Origin of the sequence: Vibrio sp. 99-8-1 (genome assembly GCF_013114595.1) — a bacterium.
Taxonomy (GTDB): Bacteria; Pseudomonadota; Gammaproteobacteria; order Enterobacterales; family Vibrionaceae; genus Vibrio.
The window spans coordinates 1-21947 of record NZ_VTXE01000048.1 but is presented as its reverse complement, the minus strand read 5'-3'; the positions used below and the strand labels follow the sequence as shown (position 1 = coordinate 21947).

Annotated in this window: 20 protein-coding genes, 1 tRNA gene and 1 riboswitch; of the genes, 11 read left to right on the top strand and 10 right to left on the bottom strand. The window is 43.1% G+C overall.

Going from position 1 to position 21947, the window contains the following annotated elements; all coding sequences use genetic code 11:
- Positions 1 to 26 precede the first annotated feature (26 nt).
- The 6 genes from F0227_RS20045 to moaA all read right to left on the bottom strand — a co-directional run bounded on the left by F0227_RS20045 (position 27) and on the right by moaA (position 4931).
- Positions 27 to 1655: an ABC transporter substrate-binding protein gene (locus F0227_RS20045; protein WP_171755030.1), complete on the bottom strand. Its 1629-nt coding sequence runs from the start codon at positions 1653 to 1655 to the stop codon at positions 27 to 29.
- A 560-nt stretch (positions 1656 to 2215) separates the two neighbouring features.
- Positions 2216 to 2677, bottom strand: coding sequence for a molybdopterin synthase catalytic subunit MoaE (gene moaE / locus F0227_RS20040; protein WP_171755029.1), 462 nt, complete (start codon positions 2675 to 2677; stop codon positions 2216 to 2218).
- A gap of 2 nt (positions 2678 to 2679) precedes the next feature.
- Positions 2680 to 2925 carry a molybdopterin synthase sulfur carrier subunit gene (moaD, locus tag F0227_RS20035; protein ID WP_171755028.1) on the bottom strand — a complete coding sequence of 82 codons (246 nt, stop codon included), beginning with the start codon at positions 2923 to 2925 and terminating at the stop codon, positions 2680 to 2682.
- Positions 2922 to 3401, bottom strand: coding sequence for a cyclic pyranopterin monophosphate synthase MoaC (gene moaC, locus F0227_RS20030; RefSeq protein WP_171755027.1), 480 nt, complete (start codon positions 3399 to 3401; stop codon positions 2922 to 2924). Before moaC ends, moaD begins: the two co-directional genes overlap by 4 nt.
- A 6-nt stretch (positions 3402 to 3407) precedes the next feature.
- On the bottom strand, positions 3408 to 3920 hold the full coding sequence (moaB, locus tag F0227_RS20025; protein WP_171755026.1) for a molybdenum cofactor biosynthesis protein B: 513 nt from the start codon (positions 3918 to 3920) through the stop codon (positions 3408 to 3410).
- Positions 3921 to 3941: 21 nt separating this feature from the next.
- On the bottom strand, positions 3942 to 4931 hold the full coding sequence (gene moaA, locus F0227_RS20020; RefSeq protein WP_171755025.1) for a GTP 3',8-cyclase MoaA: 990 nt from the start codon (positions 4929 to 4931) through the stop codon (positions 3942 to 3944).
- Positions 4920 to 5059: riboswitch (molybdenum cofactor riboswitch) on the bottom strand. Its footprint overlaps the gene before it by 12 nt.
- Positions 5060 to 5219: 160 nt before the next feature.
- Here moaA and yvcK point away from each other — a divergent pair.
- The gene (gene yvcK / locus F0227_RS20015) at positions 5220 to 6104 is read left to right on the top strand and encodes a uridine diphosphate-N-acetylglucosamine-binding protein YvcK (protein WP_171755024.1); all 885 of its coding nucleotides are present in this window, start codon (positions 5220 to 5222) and stop codon (positions 6102 to 6104) included.
- Positions 6105 to 6139: 35 nt separating this feature from the next.
- Here the strand turns inward: yvcK and F0227_RS20010 are convergent, their stop codons facing one another.
- The 3 genes from F0227_RS20010 to uvrB form a co-directional block, all read right to left on the bottom strand.
- Complete coding sequence (locus tag F0227_RS20010; protein ID WP_171755023.1) at positions 6140 to 6478, bottom strand: Hpt domain-containing protein; 339 nt, start codon at positions 6476 to 6478, stop codon at positions 6140 to 6142.
- A gap of 40 nt (positions 6479 to 6518) precedes the next feature.
- A complete protein-coding gene (gene luxO, locus F0227_RS20005) occupies positions 6519 to 7931 on the bottom strand; it encodes a quorum-sensing sigma-54 dependent transcriptional regulator LuxO (protein ID WP_171755022.1) in 1413 nt (470 codons plus the stop codon).
- 527 nt (positions 7932 to 8458) lie between these two features.
- A complete protein-coding gene (uvrB, locus tag F0227_RS20000) occupies positions 8459 to 10489 on the bottom strand; it encodes an excinuclease ABC subunit UvrB (protein WP_171755021.1) in 2031 nt (676 codons plus the stop codon).
- An 826-nt stretch (positions 10490 to 11315) separates the two neighbouring features.
- Here uvrB and F0227_RS19995 point away from each other — a divergent pair.
- From F0227_RS19995 to gloA, 9 genes are all read left to right on the top strand, one after another.
- Positions 11316 to 11391: transfer RNA gene (locus F0227_RS19995), tRNA-Asn, on the top strand.
- Positions 11392 to 11736: 345 nt separating this feature from the next.
- Positions 11737 to 12318 carry an electron transport complex subunit RsxA gene (rsxA, locus tag F0227_RS19990; protein WP_171755020.1) on the top strand — a complete coding sequence of 194 codons (582 nt, stop codon included), beginning with the start codon at positions 11737 to 11739 and terminating at the stop codon, positions 12316 to 12318.
- On the top strand, positions 12318 to 12899 hold the full coding sequence (gene rsxB, locus F0227_RS19985) for an electron transport complex subunit RsxB (RefSeq protein ID WP_171755019.1): 582 nt from the start codon (positions 12318 to 12320) through the stop codon (positions 12897 to 12899). The genes rsxA and rsxB overlap by 1 nt, the downstream gene beginning before the upstream one ends.
- Before the next feature lie 8 nt (positions 12900 to 12907).
- Entirely contained in the window at positions 12908 to 15631 is a 2724-nt protein-coding gene (rsxC, locus tag F0227_RS19980; RefSeq protein WP_171755018.1) for an electron transport complex subunit RsxC, read from the top strand.
- Positions 15631 to 16677 carry an electron transport complex subunit RsxD gene (rsxD, locus tag F0227_RS19975; RefSeq protein WP_171755017.1) on the top strand — a complete coding sequence of 349 codons (1047 nt, stop codon included), beginning with the start codon at positions 15631 to 15633 and terminating at the stop codon, positions 16675 to 16677. The genes rsxC and rsxD overlap by 1 nt, the downstream gene beginning before the upstream one ends.
- A gap of 9 nt (positions 16678 to 16686) precedes the next feature.
- Complete coding sequence (gene rsxG, locus F0227_RS19970) at positions 16687 to 17322, top strand: electron transport complex subunit RsxG (protein ID WP_171755016.1); 636 nt, start codon at positions 16687 to 16689, stop codon at positions 17320 to 17322.
- Positions 17315 to 18004 (top strand): electron transport complex subunit E, encoded by a 690-nt coding sequence (locus F0227_RS19965; RefSeq protein WP_171755015.1) that lies wholly within the window; start codon positions 17315 to 17317, stop codon positions 18002 to 18004. The genes rsxG and F0227_RS19965 overlap by 8 nt, the downstream gene beginning before the upstream one ends.
- A 20-nt stretch (positions 18005 to 18024) precedes the next feature.
- The gene (gene nth / locus F0227_RS19960; protein WP_171755014.1) at positions 18025 to 18669 is read left to right on the top strand and encodes an endonuclease III; all 645 of its coding nucleotides are present in this window, start codon (positions 18025 to 18027) and stop codon (positions 18667 to 18669) included.
- A 2-nt stretch (positions 18670 to 18671) separates the two neighbouring features.
- Positions 18672 to 19088, top strand: coding sequence for a lactoylglutathione lyase (gene gloA / locus F0227_RS19955; protein WP_171755013.1), 417 nt, complete (start codon positions 18672 to 18674; stop codon positions 19086 to 19088).
- Between the two features lie 60 nt (positions 19089 to 19148).
- On the opposite strand, the gene F0227_RS19950 is transcribed toward gloA, so the two are convergent.
- Entirely contained in the window at positions 19149 to 19748 is a 600-nt protein-coding gene (locus F0227_RS19950; RefSeq protein WP_171755012.1) for a VOC family protein, read from the bottom strand.
- A 231-nt stretch (positions 19749 to 19979) separates the two neighbouring features.
- On the opposite strand from F0227_RS19950, the gene argS reads away from it, so the two are divergent.
- The gene (gene argS / locus F0227_RS19945) at positions 19980 to 21713 is read left to right on the top strand and encodes an arginine--tRNA ligase (protein ID WP_171755011.1); all 1734 of its coding nucleotides are present in this window, start codon (positions 19980 to 19982) and stop codon (positions 21711 to 21713) included.
- Positions 21714 to 21947 lie beyond the last annotated feature (234 nt).

Below are 21947 nucleotides of genomic sequence, written 5' to 3'. Positions count from 1 at the left end.
TTTAATTATTATTTTTATTAAGAATATTACTCTTTGATATATAAATCTTTAGAGTAGATTTTTTCTTCCGCATTGTTGTATGGGAAGCCACCTACTTTAGGACTCAATAGTCGAGATTTAACATATTGATAAATTGGAGCAATCGGCATGTCTTTAGTTAGCAACGCTTCAGCTTTTAGGTACGTCTCTTCACGCTCAGCTTCAGATGTTGATGACAATGCTTTATCAATCAATGCATCGTACTCTTTGCTTAGGTAGTGAATACCACCCGTAGTGTTAGTACTTTGCATTAGTGTTAGGAATGTAGACGCTTCGTTGTAATCGCCACACCAACCTGCACGAGCCACTTCAAAGTTACCTTGATCTTTCGAGTCTAGGTAAGTTTTCCACTCTTGGTTCTCTAGCGTAATATCTACACCAAGACCTTTTTTCCACATAGATTGTACCGCTGCAGCGATTTTCTTGTGGTTTTCAGATGTGTTGTAAAGCAGAGTAAACTTAAGTGGGTTCGATTTAGTATAACCCGCATCTTCAAGCAGTGCTTTCGCTTCAGCTAGACGCTCTTTTTGCGTTAACTTGCCGTAAGCGGGTGTCACTGGGTTGAAGTTAGCTGTGATTTCTGGAGTTAGGAAGTAAGCCGGTTTTTGACCTTGGCCTAATAGCGCGCCAGATACGATATCACGATCGATCGCATAAGAAAGTGCCTTACGGATACGAAGATCATCAAACGGTGCTTTGTTACCATTGAAGATGTAGTAGTAAGTACATAGGTTACCTACCGTTACTAACTCTTCTGGGTTGTTTTTCTGCAAGCGCTTAAAGTGCTCGTTTGGTACATCGTAGCTGACATCGATTTCACCAGCTAAGAAACGGTTCATTTCCGCTACTTGGTTTTCAATCGGTAAGAAGGTAACTTTTGTCAGTACTGTATTTTCATTGTCCCAGTACATCTCATTTGGAACCATCTCAATACGCTCATTCACTACCCAGTTTTTCAGTACAAATGCGCCATTACCTACAAAGTTCTCAGGCTTGGTCCACTGATCGCCAAATTTTTCTACTGTGGCTTTATGAACTGGCTTAACTGTCGTGTGGCCCATCATTTTAACAAAGTATGGGATTGCAGATTCTAGTTCTACTTTAAGAGTGTAAGGGTCAACCGCTTCTACACCAAGAGTAGATTTATCCGCCTTTCCAGCGATGATGTCGTCAGCGTTCTTCATGGTAGTCATTTCTAGGTACCATGCATATGGAGAAGCTGTATTTGGATCAACTGCACGTTGGAAGCTATAAACAAAGTCTTCTGCTGTTACAGGATCGCCGTTAGACCATTTCGCGTCTTTGCGAAGATGGAAAATAAAGGTTTGGTTATCTGTTGTTTCCCAAGATTCTGCTACACCAGGGATGCTATTGCCATCACCATCTTGGTTTACTAGCCCTTCGAAGAGATCACGAATAACGTGAGATTCTGGAACACCTTGAGTTTTTTGTGGATCAACAGATTGAATTTCTGTGCCATTACCACGCACTAGCTCTTGTTTTTTTGCCAGTTTAGTACCTGCTGGAACATCCGCAGCTAGAGTAGTAAAAGAGGTGGCTGCTACTGTTAAGCTAGCACCCAATAGTAGAGCTTGTGTAATTTTATTTTTGTACATGCATTTAACTCCAAATCATTTTTAGTTTGCATCCATGACGCTTTATTAGCAGCTAGAACGGTCAGCCAATTTAGATTATTTACATAGTCAATCTATGACCAATAAAACCTAAAGCTAATAAAGATTGCCGCACAACTTAGCAATCCCTGACCAATTTTTCCATAAAAGGAGCCAACAGAACCGTTATTATATCGACTAGGTCAATCTTTTGAGCTTATTCGCCGCCCATTATTCACATCACGATTACAAATAGCTTTTTGCATTAGTTATGCATATATAAGTGATCTAAATCACGTTTATTTTTGTAGCAAATGACCTTTTCTTTAAAATTCACTGAGTTATGTTATGCATATAATTCGATAACAGGTTAAACATAATCAGTATTAAAATTCTGTAGATTAAGCAAACTTCAGATACATTCGCTACCTACTGACAGAAAAAGAAAAATATTTCCCTACAATTTGTACATATTATTTTACAATCGAAAATGAAATGTAAAAAGGGCTAGGTTTCCACCTAGCCCTTTCTCGTATTTTAACCATCGTTTAAAGATAATGACGTTACTTATCTTGCCAGCGAGAAGCCGCCTTATGATCGGACTCTCTGGATTCGATCCAACGTTGCTCGTCATCGGCGGTTTTCTCTTTCTTCCAAAATGGTGCTTTGGTTTTTAAGAAATCCATAATGAATTCGCAAGCTTCAAAGGAAGCACCTCGGTGAGCACTCGTGACTCCAACAAATACGATTTGGTCACCAATATTAAGATCGCCAATACGATGAATTACCCGCACTTTCTGTAACGGCCAACGGTCTAACGCTTGCTGGCAAATATCGCTAAGTGCTTTTTCTGTCATACCGGGATAGTGCTCTAACAATAAACCCGTCACATTGTCACCGAGATTCATGTCTCTTACTTTACCTGAAAACATGGCGACAGCTCCGGCAGAGGTGCCTTCAGCTAACAGTTCATATTCAGAACCGACAGAGAAGTCCTCTTTCATCACGGAAATACGGTAGCTCATCATTAGCCTCCTGTAACCGGAGGGAAAAACGCCACTTCATCACCGTCACTGATTTCAGACTCTAGTGGTGAGATAGTTTGGTTAATCGCCGTCAGTAGCTTACCGGATTCAAGGGCAAGCTCCCATTTACCACCTTGACTCACCAAGTGCTGACGCAACGCTTCTGCGGTAGGGAAAACGGCTTCCACCTCAACGCTATCAACACCAACAAGTTCTCTTGTTTGCGCAAAAAAAAGTACTTTAATCATGACGCCACCTTAAAATGACCTGATTTTCCACCCGTTTTTTCTAACAGACGAACCTGTTCAATAACCATATCTTTCTGCACGGCTTTGCACATATCGTAAATCGTCAACGCTGCCACAGATGCTGCGGTCAGTGCTTCCATTTCCACACCAGTTTTTCCCGCCAACTTACATACGGATTCAATTCGAACTTTATTTTCGCTCTCTATCGCCTCTAACTGTACTTCCACTTTAGTGAGTAAAAGTGGGTGGCAAAGAGGGATAAGATCCCATGTTCTTTTCGCAGCTTGAATACCCGCAATACGAGCGGTCGCAAACACATCACCCTTATGATGACTGCCTGAAACAATTAAATTCAATGTCTCAGCAGACATTTGAACATAAGCTTCCGCTCTTGCCTCTCTAACGGTTTCATCTTTTGCCGATACATCGACCATGTTGGCTTCGCCTGAAGCATTAATATGAGTAAACTGTTCCATAGTCATTTACACCTTTAAATGAGGCATAAAGTTACAAGGACGATGACTGGCATCAAGCTGCTGCTTGATTATCTTCGTCCATGCGGTTTTACAAGCACCTGTAGAGCCTGGTGTTGCAAATATAACCGTGTGATTGGCAAAACCGGCAATAGCACGCGATTGAATCGTTGAGGTGCCAATTTCTTCATAGGAAACTTGACGAAACAACTCACCAAAACCTTCCACTTGCTTATCAAACAGTGGAGCAATGGCTTCTGGTGTGCTGTCGCGGGATGTAAACCCTGTACCACCAGTAATCATAATTACCTGAACACTTTCGTCAGCTATCCATTGAGATACTACTGCACGAATTTTATATTGGTCATCGATAACAATTTTTTTATCCGCTAGGTTGTGCCCTGCTTCTTGTAGCTGTTCAACAAAATATTGGCCTGATGTGTCATTTTCTTCAGTACGAGTATCCGATACCGTCAATACTGCAATATTTGCAGGCTTAAATTCACTTACTGCGTGTCCCATTAACTCACCTTAATTTGTTTTTTATCCGCCAATTGACGCGAGATGCGGTGTCATTCCGGTATTACCATCTTGAAGAAAATGGCTAACAGACTTAGTTTGCAACTCTGATTGGATTCGATTGATTAGTTGTGACGACTGGTTGTCATCTTGCAATAGGTCTCGTAACTCAACGCCTTGCTCGCCAAACAAGCATAGGTGCAGCTTACCCATTGCAGACACTCTTAAACGGTTACAACTTTCACAAAAGCTTTTTTCATACGGCATGATCAATCCGATCTCACCTTGATAATCAGGGTGAATAAAGACTTGCGCGGGCCCATCATTGGACTCTTTTACTTTTTGAATCCAACCTTCTGCGATAAGTTTGTTACGGATACTGACACCAGATTGATGATATTTATTAAACAGTTCATCCATCTCTCCTGTCTGCATTAGTTCAATAAAACGCAGCTGGATCGGGCGATCTTTAATCCAATTTAAGAATGAGGGAAGCTCAGTGCTGTTTAAGTTTTTCATTAAAACAACATTCACTTTAACTTGTTGATAGCCGACTTCAAACGCTCTATCTATTCCTGACATAACACTGGAGAATTTGTTCTCACCAGTAATCTCATAGAACATTCGTGGGTCCAAACTATCAAGACTTACGTTGATATGAGTAAGGCCAGCCTCTTTCCAGTCTGCAACTTGGCTAGCCATACGGTAACCATTGGTTGTCATGGCCACTTTTTTAATGCCGTCAGTAGAGGCAATAGTATGGACAATATCGTTGAAGTCTTTACGGAGGCTTGGTTCTCCACCTGTAATTCTAACTTTGGACGTACCACAGTTAGAAAACGCGCTAACAACACGTTTTATCTCGGGTAGAGTAAGAAATGAGGAGTTCTTTTTACCCGACGGTTTATACCCGTCTGGTAAACAATATGTGCACTTAAAATTACAGACATCTGTAACTGAAAGACGCAAATAATAAAATTTGCGGTTAAATTTATCTTCTAATTGTATCGCCACGGAACACCTTTCCAAATACGGGAGGCCCATTCATTTCTAAACGAACCCTGGTGACAAAATGTCACTGGCTATGAAGGCTTATTGAACATCTAACTTAGCGAACATAGCTCGGAGTTACGCCTGTCGAAAAAATAACGACGGCTTGATAATTAAAATACTCAATAATAGGGTAAAATTCTACTATCGAAGGCGCAAAACCCCGTGAATACCTCAAAATAGTTATGGCTATTGTGGTTTTGCAACCAGTTAATATAAATTGTCACTCCATATGTAAAAAAGAATAAATATATGAAGAATTATAAAAACAAAAAAATCGTTGCTGTAGGCGGAGGCCATGGGCTAGGTCGTATGTTAGCTGCGCTGAAAACATTTGGTTCAAACGCAACCGGTATTGTGGCGACGACCGATAATGGTGGCTCAACCGGACGCATTCGCTACTGTCAGGGTGGTATCGCATGGGGAGATACCAGAAACTGTATCAATCAGCTTATTACTGAGCCTTCAATAGAATCAATGATGTTTGAGTACCGCTTTAAAGGAGCAGGTGAACTCGACGGTCATAATCTTGGCAACTTAATGCTGGCATCTTTAGATAATTTGTCTGTCCGCCCATTAGAGGCCATTCAGCTTATCCGCAGCATGCTCAAAGTGGATGTAAAAATTGTCCCTATGTCCGAGCACCCTGCAGATTTAAAAGCCCTATCTCTTGATGGCAAGTGGGTTGTTGGAGAAACCAGCGTTGACGAAATGGAATCGGATCTATTGCGATTAGATCTTGAACCTGTCGTGCCTGCCACCAGTGAAGCGATCTCTGCAATCAATAAAGCGGACTGTATTATTCTTGGCCCTGGCAGCTTCCTAACCAGTATCATGCCGCCGTTGCTGATGCCCGAAGTAGGCAAAGCAATTATGCAAAACCAAAACGCCAAACTGATTTTTGTTGAGAACTTGTCGCCAGAATATGGCCCAGCAGGACGAATGGAGTTGAGACAGAAGTTACAGTGGTGTGAGCGAGCTTGCCGCGACAGAAAGATTGATATTGTATTAGGCGACCAACCCCACCCTGAACTTGAATCAGAATGGAACTGCGTAACCACAGACCTCGCATCAACGAATAGAAGTTGGCGTCATGACCGCGAGAAACTCAAAAACGCCATTATCGAGCAGCTATAAAAGTATCAACGTAACAGCGTCAGTCGAATAGAGTGTCAGTCAAACAGAGAATCGTAAGCGCTTATGGTTTTTTCTAAGCTGGACATCATTGACTGACGATTTTCTGATGTATTGATTTTTCTTCCTGCTTTGACTTGGGCATCTATCCCTGTTGCTATTTGGCAAAGATTCTCTGCTCCGAAACTCGCGGCACTGCTTTTGAGTGCATGGCTTATATCCCCTAGCCGAACTTCTAGCTCACTTTTGTCTTCCGCCAATTCAACTTGATACTCATTCAACTCACCCAAAAAAATATCCAAAAGCACAGGGAAAGTCTCTTGCCCTATTTCATTGCATAGGTCATCAATCTTAGTTTCATTTAAGTACTTAGTCACAACAGTAACGTCTCCTTTGAGTACTTACATCGATATCACGTTATTCAGCGTTTGCATTCCAAGACTGAATTTTTCTATAGAGTGTTGAAGGGCTAACTTCTAAGGCGTTTGCTGCTTTAGGAATATTTCCTCCACACGCTTCTATAGCTTGCTCAATCGTTCTTTTCTCTACTTGCCATAACGGCGCGATATCTTGCATTCGATAAACAACTCCTTGTTGAGCAGAATTGTCTCCTCTCTCTTCTAAAGCAATTTTTGTGCTAGGTTGATTAATTGGAGGAGGAAGCATGCGCAAATTGATCTCTTTACCCTGATTTAACACCACGGCATTGCGCAAGACATTTTGTAACTGACGAACATTTCCCGGCCATTCATAGTCAATAAAACGCTCCACAACCTCTTCAGAAAAACGAGCAAAATCTTTCCCTTCCTCCAAAGACATATGCCCTAATAAAGAATAGGCTATTTCTACCACATCTTCTCCCCGCTCTCTTAACGGCGGCAAATGTAATGGGATAACGTATAAACGATAGTATAGATCTTCACGAAAACGCCCTTGTTGCACCTCTTTCCATGGGTCGCGGTTAGTGGCGCAAACAAAGCGTACGTCGACTCGCTTCATTTTTGAGGAGCCAACCTTTTGAAAAGTTCCGGTTTGAATAAATCTCAGCAGTTTGGTTTGCAAATCCAGATCCATCTCACACAGTTCATCTAGGAACAGCGTGCCACCATCAGCCATTTCTGCCGCGCCCTCTCGCTCTGTCGCAGCGCCGGTAAATGCGCCTTTCACGTGGCCAAACAGCTCACTCTCTATTAGGTCTTTCGGTATTGCTGCACAGTTAATGGCAATAAAGGCTTTGTCACGACGCTTACTGGCGGCATGAATCGCCTCTGCACATACCTCTTTACCAGTACCACTTTCTCCAGTGATAAATATACTGGCTTTACTGGTAGCCGCGGAGTCTATGGTTTTGTACACGGCTTGCATCTTGTGGCTGCTGCCGATAAAACCTTGGTAATCACCTAGCTGGTTAGGTTTTACTTGCTCTCCGGTCTTAATTTTATTGGCTTTTCGAAGAGCGTTATTAACGGTAACCCGCAACCGGTCTGCTTCACAGGGCTTAATCAGGAAATCTTGCGCACCGTATCTCATTGCATCGACGGCGGTATCGATCGAGCCGTGAGCGGTCATAAAAATAATCGGCACATCGGGATAACGTTGCTTAGTCGCGTGAAGTACATCCATCCCCGTCATATCGGGTAATCTCAAATCCAGCAATATCAAATCAGGAGTATTGTCTTTTAAACTATTGAGGGCTTCCTCACCGGTGCCAACAATATTGATATCCAGACCAAGAGGAGAAAGGAATGATCGGTATAACGCCGCGACTGAAGCGGTATCTTCCACCATCAGTAATTGTTTTGCTTTTGGAACAAGTGTCGAATTATTCATAGTCTAGCCATCACTGAAGCAGGCATTTTTGCAAATGCCATCATCTATTTTTATTTGCATATTGACAATATGATTGCAGCATGCATTGCAAAATGCAACAAACAACCGCTTGCACATGGCATAATTGCTACGGTTCGCCACTTATTCTCGGCTTATATAATGAAAATAATATCGCTCGTACTTTCATATAAAAAACACATATAGGCACTTAATAGCCGGAATAAGCAACTAATATAGCAAGGCATAAGTGAATAGTGAGTCTAATAGGTTGATTTAACACCGCTCGATGGAAAAGTGCCGGACTGAGTGATTAACTAGCAAAACTAGTGGCGATTTTACTGCAATGATTAATTGGCACGCATCCTGCTAATATAAATATGACCTTCGGGTCACCTAGCCAACTGACGTTGTTTGTGGATTTAGTGTCCACAAAATAGAGCCAACCGGAGTCTTTTTCCAGTTGGCTATTTTTTTGCCTGTTATTTGGCCTACAAGCTGCAAAAATTATCGCGATAGGTCAACAGACCCTAGCTATTAGCAATAAACTGTGCCCGCAACGCTTCCATCTCATCGCGCTTTTTAGCCGCAGATTCAAATTCCAAATTCTGTGCATGCTGGTACATCTCACTCTCAAGTTTTTGAATCTCTTTCTCTAACTGTTGAGGTGATAAAACTAAGTATTCCTCTGATGGCTCGGCCACTTTTGATAAAGGAACTTGTTTTGATTTGCGCTGATTTCTGGATTTGGCGATGTCACCAATTTCCATTATATCTTTAACGCTGCGTTTCAGTGCTTGAGGCTCTATACCATTCTCTAGATTATACTGTTGCTGCTTTTCTCTGCGTCGACGGGTTTCTCCCATCGCTTTTTTCATCGACTTAGTAATCGTGTCGGCATACAAAATCGCCTTACCTTCAATATTACGCGCAGCACGACCGATAGTCTGAATGAGCGAGCGTTCAGACCGTAAAAAACCCTCTTTATCTGCGTCCAATATAGCCACCAAAGAGACTTCCGGCATATCTAGACCCTCTCGAAGTAAGTTAATACCCACTAACGCATCAAACTCCCCCAGCCTTAAGTCACGAATTATTTCTACTCGCTCCACGGTATCTATATCCGAGTGAAGATAGCGAACCCGAATGCCATGCTCATCAAGATACTCGGTGAGGTCTTCTGCCATACGCTTGGTGAGAGTTGTCACTAGTACCCGCTCATCTTTCGCTGCTCGTATACGAATTTCAGACAGAAGATCATCAACCTGTGTCGACACTGGTCTCACCTCAAGAACAGGGTCCAATAGGCCAGTAGGACGCACAACCTGATCGGCGATATCATTGTCGGATTTCTCAAGTTCATAATTACCCGGAGTGGCCGAAACAAAAATGGTTTGGGGAGATATAGATTCAAACTCTTCAAACTTAAGTGGTCGATTATCTAGCGCCGAAGGCAATCGAAAACCAAATTCGACAAGTGTCTCTTTTCGCGATCGGTCACCCTTAAACATGGCCCCTATCTGAGACACTGTGACATGGGATTCATCAATAATTAGCAAGCCATCTGCAGGCAGATAGTCAAACAAGGTTGGTGGTGGCTCACCCTCTTTACGCCCACTTAAATAACGTGAGTAGTTCTCTATGCCAGAGCAGAAGCCCAGTTCATTCATCATCTCAATATCAAATTGAGTACGCTGTGAAATTCGTTGCTCTTCTAGTAATTTATTATTGTCGAGTAAATACGCCTGACGACTTTTTAGCTCTTCTTTAATATGCTCAATAGACTCTAAAATTCGCTCTCTCGGCGTAACATAGTGTGTTTTTGGGTAAACGGTGTAGCGAGGAATATCTCGTTGGGTAATGGCCCCTGTTAGCGGGTCAAATAAACTGATGCATTCCAACTCATCATCAAACAACTCTATACGTACCGCTTCTTGATCCGATTCCGCAGGAAAAATATCAATGACTTCACCCCGAACCCGAAATTGCCCCCTTTCGAATGCCACGTCATTCCTACTATATTGCAGTTCTGCTAATCGACGTACGATATCTCTTTGATCGACAATATCTCCCCGACAGATATGCAGCATCATTTTCAAATAAGAGTCAGGATCACCCAAGCCGTATATCGCTGACACCGATGAGACGATGATAGTGTCGTTTCGCTCCAGCAGTGCTTTGGTCGCAGAGAGGCGCATCTGCTCAATATGGGAGTTAACTGATGAGTCTTTCTCTATAAAAGTATCCGTAGTGGGTACATACGCTTCTGGTTGGTAGTAATCGTAGTATGAAACAAAGTACTCCACCGAGTTATTAGGAAAGAAACTTTTCATTTCACCATAGAGCTGCGCCGCCAAAGTCTTATTAGGCGCCAATATGATTGCAGGACGATTTGATTCTGCAATAACATTAGCAAGAGTAAAGGTTTTACCTGACCCAGTTACCCCTAACAACGTTTGATGCGCTAACCCCGAATCAAGGCCGTCAAGTAGCTGTTTGATTGCTTCAGGCTGATCCCCTGACGGCTGATAATCTGAAACTAATTCGAATTCTTTACTCATTTTAACCACTCTTATAAAAACCAAGATGGATTACAATTGCTGTGCTAACCCTTAAAACCACCAGTTCTTCATCACCGTTTTAATTAAAAACCGGCAACGTCTCACTAAACGAACATCTTGAGGTCACTTTCACCTTGAGTTCACTCTCACCTCGAAAGCAACTAGATAAAAAAACATCCGCTTAAGCATCAAATAGTACCTTATCTGTATAAAAATACAGTACTTACCACGGGATTTTTTTATAACTAGAATCAATAGAAAATACCCACTTCATAACCTAATGAATTTAAACGAAAAAAAACCATAGAGCTAAAGCGTTAAAATTGTTCCTACAAAACGTTTTTTAGAACAAAAAGTAATATTACTAAATTAGATAAAAAAACAGCACTTTTGTAATAGCATCTAATCTATTTTTTTGATAAAGTCCCTAGCCCTTTATCTAGACACCCTTCATTTTTGTCTATATTTAATCCACCTGTTTTCCCCAGTTTGTAGCCAAAAAGCCTTAAAATTTCAATTTTTAAAAGTTAACCACAATTGCAGAAAAAACAGCACTTTTTGAAAATCTTCATATTTACAACAAGATAGAACCAATTCACCTTGGTATATTTACTCTACAATTTTCAGTCCAGCAGTTGTTAAAGATTCATTAACACACTTATCCACAAATTTGGTGGATAACTGCCATCACCCTTTTAGCACTCTCGCGTACAAAAAAAGCAATGTTTTTTTTAACTATTTTTTTATTATTTTTTTCAATGATCTCACTCGTGTAGTATTGACAGGTTTTGTTAGTATCGCTAAGATTCGCAGCACAGAAATCGATTCCCCCTTAGTTCAGTTGGTAGAACGGCGGACTGTTAATCCGTATGTCGCAAGTTCAAGTCTTGCAGGGGGAGCCAAATTTAGAAAAAGACGTCTTCGGACGTCTTTTTTCGTTTTAAATCTTATAACTATAAATCCAAGTTCCATATCAAGCGCCATTTATCTCTGGCAGTGCAGAAACAATACCCCCCTTCACTTGAGCAATACTTCATCAATTTAATTAAGCTCTGTTAACCTCTCTGGTAATTTTTTACCGCTTTTTGTGGCCATTTTATACAAAGCAGCGTCTATGCCGTGTAGTCTGAACAGTGAATTTTGAATTAAAAACCTCTTAACCTTAATAACCTTAACGATCTCTGGTTGTTATTCAGCGATCAAAACGAGATAATACGCAATTCAGGTTCTCCTAATACGTATCAACCATGACTGATTATTTATTGTTGTTAGTTGGCACTGTGCTAGTTAACAACTTTGTGCTCGTTAAATTTTTAGGTTTATGCCCATTTATGGGGGTTTCCAAAAAACTGGAAACCGCTATAGGTATGGGGCTAGCAACGACGTTTGTTCTAACTTTGGCGTCGGTATGCGCCTACCTTGTTGAAGCATACATTTTAAAGCCTCTTGGAATAGAGTATTTGCGTACCATGAGCTTTATTTTAGTGATCGCTTTTGTGGTGCAATTTACAGAAATGCTGGTGCATAAAACCAGTCCAACATTATACCGCCTACTTGGTATATTTTTGCCGTTGATCACCACCAACTGTGCCGTTCTTGGTGTTGCGCTATTGAATATCAACGAAAATCATAATTTTATCGAATCGATCATTTATGGATTTGGTGCCGCTATTGGTTTCTCTTTAGTGCTGATTTTATTTGCATCTATACGTGAACGTATTGCCGCAGCCGATGTTCCTGCGCCATTTAAAGGCGCATCAATCGCAATGATCACCGCAGGGTTGATGTCCCTCGCCTTTATGGGCTTTACTGGATTGGTGAAACTATAATGAGCACCATTCTCATCGCGATTATTGCTATTGCTATACTTGCTGCCATATTTGGCGCTTTTCTCGGTTTCGCTTCTGTACGTTTTAAAGTAGAAGCGGATCCCATCGTCGAACAAATTGATAGCATACTACCGCAAACTCAATGTGGTCAGTGTGGTTATCCCGGCTGCCGCCCTTATGCCGAAGCGATCGCCAATGGAGATGAAATAACTAAGTGTACCCCCGGTGGTCAAGCGGCCATCGAGAACATTGCCGAGTTAATGGGGATAGATCCTGCCGAGCTTAGTTACGATGAACAAAGCCCGATTAAAACCGTCGCCTTTATTCATGAAGATATGTGTATCGGCTGTACAAAATGCATTCAAGCTTGTCCGGTAGATGCTATTGTGGGAGGAACTAAGGCATTGCATACCGTGATTAAGAATGAGTGTACCGGGTGTGATTTATGCGTCGCTCCCTGCCCTACTGATTGTATAGAAATGATCCCAGTAGAAACCACTATCTCCTCTTGGAAGTGGCAACTCAACACCATACCAGTAACCGACATTACTGATAACAAGCTATCTGAAAGCGCGAAGTAAGGACCATTATGTTATCGTTAATTGAACAAATTCGTCATGGTCAGATCTGGACATTTCCCGGCGGTATTCATCCGCCCGAAAACAAGATACAGTCGACTCAATCGGCCATTGCTGACGCCAAAATTGCTGACGAATTTGTTATCCCACTTAAACAACACATAGGCCGAAGTGGAGACCTACTAGTAAAAGTGGGTGACAGCGTTCTTAAAGGGCAAAAGTTAACTCAGTTTACCGCCAGTTTCATGCTCCCTGTTCATGCGCCAACATCAGGCACAATTACCGCCATAGAACCGCGAACAATGGCGCATCCTTCCGGCTTATCAGAACAGAGTATTGTCCTTAAACCAGATGGTCTGGATAAATGGATAGACAGACAAAGCATCGATAACTATCAAAATACCCCTGTAGAAGATCTTATCGAAGTCATACGCCAAGCTGGTATTTCTGGAATGGGTGGAGCAGGTTTTCCAACCGCTCGAAAAATGCAATCAGGTATAGCAAAAACCGACATTCTCATTATTAATGCCGCAGAGTGTGAGCCCTATATTACCGCTGATGATATGTTGATCCGAGAGCAAGCGGAGCAAATTGTTGAAGGCATAAAGATCGCCAACCATATTCTCAAAGCAAAACTGGTCGTGGTTGCCATCGAAGATAACAAGCCAGAAGCGATCAAAGCATTAGAGAAAGCGGCGCAAAACATAGATATTGTAATACGAGCAATTCCAACTAAATACCCATCCGGTGGTGAGAAACAGTTAATAAAAATTCTCACAAACAGAGAAGTCCCTAAAGGGGGTATTCCTGCTGACATCGGTGTATTGGTGCAAAATATCGGTTCTATTTTTGCTATAAAACGAGCAGTTGTTGATGGTGAACCATTAATTGAGCGTGTTGTTACCTTAACCGGAGCCACCTTCCCGACGCCACAAAACGTTTGGGTCCGAATAGGAACACCTGTTAGCGCTCTATTAAAACAGTTTGGGTATAAAGCCGAGAAAAGAGATCCCCGAGTCATCATGGGTGGACCAATGATGGGCTTCACTCTACCCACTGTTGATGTGCCAATAACCAAAACATCCAACTGCATACTGGCTCCAAAGAGAAAAGAGATTGCTCCGACAACGCATCCAGTTGAATGTATTCGCTGTGGTCAGTGCGCAGAGGCGTGTCCCGCCTCTCTATTACCACAACAGCTTTATTGGTATGCCAAAGATAATGACCATGACAAATGCCAGCAATTAAATATCGCAGACTGTATTGAATGCGGTGCTTGCGCTTACGTCTGTCCGAGTGAAATCCCTCTGGTTCAGTATTATCGCCAAGCAAAAGCAGAAATACGTATCACAAAAGAAGAGAGCAAGGCATCCGAGAGAGCCAAAGCTCGATTCGAACAAAAACAGCAACGCTTAGAACGAGACAAGCAAGCACGCGAAAATCGATTTAAAAAAGCGGCAAGCAGCCGAAGAAAAGAGATGAGTTCCTCTTCTGAAGGCGATGCGGTTGCCGCTGCCATCGCAAGAGTAAAAGCACAAGCTGCCAATAAAGATGATAAGCCGGCTGTTAAACCTGCCGTTGCCGCCGCCATTGCCCGAGCAAAAGCCAAGCAAGCAGAAGCCGCTCAAGCTGGAAGCGCCACCCCAGATAACAGTGAAATGGCAAAGCTGAGAGAAGAACGTAAAAAAGAAGCCCGAGCGAAAAAAGCACAACGAGAAGGTGACACGCAGCGAGAAAGTGAAGCGCCTCAATCAAGTACCTCGGACTCTTCCTCAACAACAAAAAAAGACGCCGTTGCCGCTGCTATCGCCCGTGCGAAAGCGAAAAAAGCTCAATTGGCTCAGCAAGAGCCGCAACAAGCAGCGCCTAGCGAGCCTGTCACAGAGCAAGCTTCGGACATTGATGCCACGGCTGAAAGTGACAAGAAAAAAGCAGCCGTTGCTGCCGCAATTGCCCGAGCAAAAGCTAAAAAAGCACAGCTAGCTCAGCAAGAGCCGCAACAAGCAGCGCCTAGCGAGCCTGCCACAGAGCAAGCTTCGAACACTGATGCCACGGCTGAAAGTGACAAGAAAAAAGCAGCCGTTGCTGCCGCTATCGCCCGAGCGAAAGCTAAAAAAGCTCAATTGGCTCAGCAAGAGCCGCAACAGGCAGCGCCTAGCGAGCCTGCCACAGAGCAAGCTTCGGACACCGATGCCACGGCTGCAAATGATAAGAAGAAAGCTGCCGTTGCTGCCGCGGTTGCCCGAGCAAAAGCTAAAAAAGCTCAACTCGCTCAGCAAGAGCCGCAACAGGCAACGCCTAACGAGCCTGCTATAGAGCAAGTTTCAGACACCGATGCCGCTGCTGCAAATGATAAGAAGAAAGCAGCCGTTGCTGCCGCGGTTGCCCGAGCAAAAGCTAAAAAAGCACAGCTAGCTCAGCAAGAGTCGCAACAGACAGCGCCTAGCGAGCCTGCCACAGAGCAAGCATCGGACACTGATGCCACGGCTGAAAGTGACAAGAAGAAAGCCGCCGTTGCCGCCGCGGTTGCCCGAGCAAAAGCTAAAAAAGCTCAACTCGCTCAGCAAGAGCCACAACAGGCAACGCCTAGCGAGCCTGCTACAGAGCAAGCTTCAGACACCGATGCCGCTGCTGCAAATGATAAGAAGAAAGCAGCCGTTGCTGCCGCTATCGCCCGAGCAAAAGCCAAAAAGGCTGAGAAAGAGATGCAACAAAATAGTAAGGAGAATGACTAGTGGCTTTATTTATCACCAGTTCGCCACATGCTCATAGCCGGAAAAAAACATCCGACCTAATGAAATGGGTGTTACTTGCCGCATTACCCGGTTTAGCGACACAAACTTACTTTTTTGGCTGGGGAACCATCATTCAGCTAATGCTTGCGTTAGTTGTCGCACTAGCGATGGAAGCAACTATCATGTTGCTGCGTCGAAGAGCACCCGTAGCTGCATTACGAGATTACAGTGTATTAGTCACGGCATGGTTACTTGCTATTGCCATTCCACCTCTTTCACCATGGTGGGTCTTGGTTATTGGTCTTTTCTTTGCTGTTGTGATTGCTAAACATCTATACGGTGGAATAGGACAAAACCCATTTAATCCGGCCATGATTGCCTACATAGTGCTACTGATATCTTTTCCTGTACAGATGACAAGCTGGATTGCTCCCTCAGATCTTAGCCCCAATAGTGTTGAGTTTTATGATGCGTGGAAGCTTATTTTCACCGGTTTTGACAATGACGGCTTTTCCTTGCAACAGGTCCGAACCAGCATAGATGGCATTACCATGGCCACACCACTGGATGAGTTTAAAACGTCGGTTAAAGCCGGAATATCTGCTAACGACATACTTAGTCAAAAGACCTTTTCTATTGTCGCTGGTGTCGGTTGGGAGTGGGTAAATATCGCGTATTTGCTTGGCGGTCTACTGTTAATAAAAATGCGAGTTATTCAGTGGTATATTCCCGCTGGTGTATTAACAAGCTTATTGGTGATAAGTGGCGTGGCTTATATCGTGTCACCTGAGAGCGTTGCCTCTCCTCTTGTGCACCTTTTCTCTGGTGCAACCATGTTAGGCGCTTTCTTTATTGCGACAGATCCGGTTACCGCCTCTACCACAGTAAAAGGGCGCTTGATATTTGGTGCTCTTATTGGCCTCATCATTTATGTTATTAGAACTTGGGGCGGGTTCCCGGACGGAGTGGCATTTGCGGTACTGTTAGCAAATATGACCGTACCTCTGATCGACACCTACACCAAACCAAGAACTTATGGTCACTAGAGGATTAATATGCTAACCGCAATGAAAAAAAACGGTGCTACGCTTGCCATATTTGCCTGTGCCTGTACTGGTTTAGTGGCCGTTACCCAATACCTGACTAAAGACACGATTCACGCTCAAGAAGTCGCGCAGTTAAAAACAACGCTTAATCAGGTTGTTCCTCATCAAATGCATGACAATGAGTTATACAAAGCCTGCACTCTGGTCAAATCAGATTTGCTGGGATCTGACCAAGCTCTTCATGCCTATATTGGAACGCTATCGGGTCAAAACAGTGCCATCGCAATTGAAGCTATCGCACCGGATGGTTACAACGGAAAAATTAAGTTAATCGTAGGGTTAGATAACAGTGGCACCGTTACTGGTACTCGTGTGCTTGCACATAATGAAACGCCGGGATTGGGCGATAAAATTGATAGCCGTGTCTCCGATTGGATCTCAGTTTTCAAAGGCAAACAAGTTACTGATAGCAACCTAGATTCTTGGCAAGTAAGAAAAGATGGCGGCGAATTTGACCAATTTACAGGTGCCACAATTACCCCAAGAGCAGTAGTAAAAGCGGTAAAAAATACTATTCTATATTTTAATCAAAACCGTGATGCTATCTATTCACAAACACAAGCCTGCGGAGGCAATGATGAGTGAGAACCGTGAACTGTTCAAAAATGGCATGTGGAGCAACAACCCTGCGCTTGTGCAGCTATTGGGTTTGTGCCCTCTTCTCGCGGTATCCTCCACTGTGACAAATGCGCTAGGCCTAGGTATCGCAACAACCTTAGTATTAATTGGTTCTAACCTAGCCGTTTCATTAGTCCGAGAGTCTGTACCAAAAGAGATTCGACTGCCGGTATTTGTGATGATCATCGCTGCGCTAGTTACCTGCGTTCAACTATTAATGAACGCTTATGCCTATGGTCTCTATTTATCTCTGGGTATTTTTATTCCTCTTATTGTCACCAACTGCATCATCATCGGCCGCGCCGAAGCCTACGCTGCCAAAAACAATCCTTTACCTGCTACATTAGATGGGTTGTGGATGGGGTTAGGCATGACTACGGTTTTAGTGGTTTTAGGCGCACTTCGAGAAGTTCTTGGTAATGGAACCTTATTTGATGGTGCCGACCTATTGCTCGGGAGTTGGGCGTCAGTATTGCGAATTGAAATATTTGCCGTAGAAAGTAATTTCCTACTGGCTCTGCTTCCACCCGGTGCATTCATTGGGGTAGGATTTTTAATCGCATTAAAAAATGGCATTGATTCGCAGCTAGAGTCACGCCAGCCTAAAAAGCCTAAAGTAGAAATTGAACGAGTAAGAGTCACCAACTAGTTAGCAAAATAAAGCGGCTTATGAATAATACTAAAAGAGTTGAAATATTGCAGAGATTGAGGGAAAACAACCCCAATCCCGAAACAGAGCTAAACTGGAGCAATCCTTTTGAACTACTCATTGCGGTACTACTGTCAGCGCAAGCCACAGACGTCAGCGTGAATAAAGCCACTGATAAATTATATCCGGTAGCAAACACTCCAGAAGCACTCTACAACCTCGGGGTAGATGGCGTTAAAGAGTATATAAAAACCATTGGTTTATTTAACTCCAAAGCGGAAAATGTCATTAAGACCTGCAAAATTCTTATCGACAACCACAACAGCGAAGTTCCAGAGAACCGAGAAGCGCTAGAAGCCCTGCCCGGCGTAGGACGAAAAACCGCCAACGTGGTACTGAATACGGCGTTCGGCTGGCCAACTATTGCGGTGGATACTCACATTTATAGAGTCTCTAACCGAACAAAATTTGCGATGGGTAAAACCGTAGATGATGTTGAGCAAAAGCTACTTAAAGTGGTGCCAAAAGAGTTTAAATTAGATGTACACCATTGGTTAATTCTGCACGGCCGATATACCTGTGTGGCAAGAAAACCGAGATGTGGTAGTTGCATTATTGAAGATTTGTGTGAATTTAAAGATAAAATCTACCCAGAGGAAGAATAACAATGTCGAATGGCCGAATTTTACATACTATGCTGCGTGTTGGAGATTTAGATCGCTCCATCGAATTCTATACCAAGGTAATGGGGATGGAGTTACTACGCAAAAACGAAAATACCGAATACAAATACACCTTAGCCTTTGTCGGTTTTGGTGATGAATCCCAAGGGGCTGTCATTGAGCTGACTTATAACTGGGGAACAGAAGAGTACCAAATGGGTAATGCATTTGGTCATATCGCCATTGGTGTTGACGATATTTATCAAACTTGTGATGCAATCAAAGCTGTTGGCGGTAACGTAACCAGAGAGCCGGGCCCCGTTAAAGGCGGCAGCACTGAAATTGCATTTGTGAAAGACCCAGACGGATATATGATTGAGTTAATCCAAAATAAAGCTGGCAGCGCTGGCTTAGAAGGTTAAACGCACTCATTAGCGCCATTGGCCGACTGTCGGCAGATGGCGCTATATTTTTGGCTATGTTTATGCCACCTGCTCAGACTCAACAACGCGTTTTAATGAGTGAGGATGTAATTTAATACACACACCGTCACGCTTAAACGCCACCGTTGGATTCGCTAATCGCTCACCTTCCCCTTTAGGGCTCGATAGTTTGTAGCTAATACCTCTACGATCCAATTGTTCCCATGCATCATCAAGCTGCGGATAACGCTGCTTAAGCTCAGCTAAATATCCTTCAGCGGTTATTTGTTGAGATGGAATAACAAACTCAATATGTTCCCAACCTTCTGCGGGGTAGAGTTTTCCTTTCGCTGGGTATGGCAACTCAAGACACTCGATCGACCACCGTTCCGTTTGCAATGGTTGATGAAACTGAATAACAATAATCGGCCGGCCATTTATTAGCGCCGATGAAATTTCATTGCCATAAGATAACCACTCGTTATGTAACGTTTTTGCTAATGTCTCATCATTTATTCGCAAAGCAATATGGTCCGCTTGCAGCGTTGAAACATCAATCCCAATATCATCTGCCAATAGCAGCAGTTTTTGCGTAAAAGCTGCTATGTTTTCTATCATTAACTGTGGTTGTAAATTGTTTGTTAACAAGGGATTGCTCATAATTCTCTATCCAGATACGAAGATACAGACGGATATTATCAGTAACTGATAAAAAGTAGAAAAAATACCTGTTCTTTATCTGTTAGCAGTAGAATTTCCTTGATATCATGAACACCATTTTATGAATCCCAATACGATATGCATTCATATTGCTAAGGCGAGTATTCTTCCACCAAAGCGATAATGGGCGTATTGCATAACGAACAATTCTCAGAATTGAAGGAAGCGCGTGTGAATATCCAAACACTGATTAATGACAAAGTATCTCAGGCTCTAGAAGCCGCTGGCGCACCAGCAGGAAGTCCTGCCGCGGTTCGACAATCAGCCAAACCACAATTCGGTGACTATCAGGCAAATGGCGTGATGGGCGTAGCGAAAAAGCTAGGCACTAACCCACGAGAATTTGCTCAAAAAGTATTGGATGTTCTGGACTTGGATGGTATCGCTAGCAAAACAGAAATCGCTGGCCCTGGTTTTATCAATATTTTTCTTAGTGAAGAGTTTCTTGCTAAGCAAGCAGAAAGCGCTCTTGCTGATCCACGTCTAGGTGTTGCAGAAGAACAGCAAAAAACAATTGTTGTAGACTACTCTGCGCCAAACGTAGCAAAAGAGATGCACGTAGGTCACTTGCGCTCAACCATTATCGGTGATGCCGTCGTACGCACCCTTGAGTTTCAAGGTCATAAAGTAATTCGTGCCAACCACATTGGTGACTGGGGTACTCAGTTCGGTATGCTAATCGCTAACTTAGAGCGCGTGCAAAATGAGTCTGAAGAAGTATCAATGGAACTCTCTGACTTAGAAGCCTTCTACCGTCAATCAAAAAAATTCTATGACGAAGATGAAGAATTTGCCGCTAAAGCAAGAAACTACGTAGTAAAACTGCAAGGTGGTGATGAGTATTGTGCAGACATGTGGCGCAAACTTGTCGACATCACAATGGTTCACAACCAACGCAACTATGACAGACTTAACGTCTCTTTGACTAACAATGATGTCATGGGCGAAAGCATGTATAACGACATGCTGCCAAGCATCATCGAAGATTTGAAAGCGAAAGGTATCGCTCAAGAAGATGATGGTGCACAAGTTGTTTTCCTAGACGAGTATAAGAACAAAGATGGCGAAGCGATGGGTGTTATCATCCAGAAGCGCGACGGTGGCTTCTTATATACCACTACCGATATCGCCTGTGCTAAGTATCGCTATGAAACACTCGGTGCTGATCGCGTTCTCTATTTCATCGACTCACGTCAACATCAGCATCTAATGCAAGCTTGGACAATCGTGCGTAAAGCAGAATATGTTCCAGAAAAGGTTACTCTTGAACACCACGCATTTGGAATGATGCTAGGTAAAGATGGTCGTCCATTTAAAACTCGCGCCGGTGGCACCGTTCGTCTTGCTGATCTCCTTGATGAGGCAGAAGTACGTGCTCAACAGCTTATCGAAAGCAAAAACCCTGAACTCGCAGCAGAAGAGAAAGCAACCATTGCCAATACTGTTGCAATGGCTGCGGTTAAGTACGCTGACCTATCTAAACACCGTACTACCGATTACATCTTTGATTGGGACAACATGCTGGCGTTTGAAGGTAACACTGCACCATACATGCAGTATGCTTACACTCGTGTAGCATCTATATTCGCTAAAGCGGGTATCTCAATGGATAACGTTGAAGGTGAAATTAAGATCACTGACGATAAAGAGAAAGTGCTGATCGCTAAGCTGCTGCAATTTGAAGAAGCGGTTGAAATGGTTGCTCGCGAAGGACAGCCACACATTATGTGTAGCTACTTATTTGAACTTGCGGGTCAATTCTCTAGTTTCTATGAAGCATGCCCTATCCTAGTGGCTGAAGATGAAAGCACCAAACAAAGCCGATTGAAGCTGGCAGCATTGACAGCTAAAACCATTAAGCAAGGCTTATCTTTGCTTGGCATCGAGACTCTAGAGCGTATGTAACATACCCTCCTGTAAATGGAGCTCTTTCTAGAGCTCCATTTTCTAATTAGTTTATCCTCAGCAAAAAATCTCATCTCTCATTATTTCTAGCACAAAATCACAGCTATACTCAAGTGACCTCAAGGTGCAAGATTCAGAGCAACATCAACAAGTTCAGTTCAAGAAAGATAATTGAAGGAATGGCATTCCCTTTCAAGATTATCTGACGCAGAAATGGGCGTGTTGATGTGCTCC